Origin of the sequence: [Clostridium] symbiosum ATCC 14940 (genome assembly GCF_000466485.1) — a bacterium.
Classification (GTDB): Bacteria; Bacillota; Clostridia; order Lachnospirales; family Lachnospiraceae; genus Otoolea; species Otoolea symbiosa.
Window position 1 is genome coordinate 1 of record NZ_KE992866.1, and the last position, 525, is coordinate 525.

At 35.2% G+C, this 525-nt stretch carries 1 pseudogene; it reads right to left on the reverse strand.

Annotated elements, in window-relative coordinates:
- Positions 1 to 341, reverse strand: a pseudogene (locus CLOSYM_RS07615) (IS4 family transposase); the annotation flags it as partial.
- Positions 342 to 525: the final 184 nt, after the last annotated feature.

The window sequence follows — 525 nt, forward strand, 5'->3', positions numbered from 1 at the left end:
CAGGCTATAAGTCTATAACCTTTAAAAAGATTTTGATTTTTACTATACTTGGCTGTAAATGATGTAAAAAGAGATTGAAATGCCTCAGCACGAATCTGAGCTCTTCTTTGGTTAAATGATGCTGTGCTTGGACAATCTGTAGTATAACCAAAATATTTGTGAAGTTCATTTTTTAATGACTGGCTTTCCATAGAAATAGTAAATTTCATCAGCGTTGGAAAATCCCACTTTTTCTTTCTGGTAAAATCTTTTTCTGGATGCACCGTGAATTCTGATACATTCAAAGACATTTCATCAATTAATTCCCATAAAGCAGCTTTTACTTCTTCCGAAAATCGCATAAGCGGTAACCTCCTAAAATGTAGTACATTCAAGGGGCTTCGCCGCATTTTGGGGCTGGTTTGTCAAGTGTTTTTTTGCCTAAAAAACAGATATGTTTAATGGACATATCTGTTCTAATATAGTGATATTTTCTTATCTTAATGACATTGAGCGGACGGGGTGGTGGGGTGTGTATATGAGTCT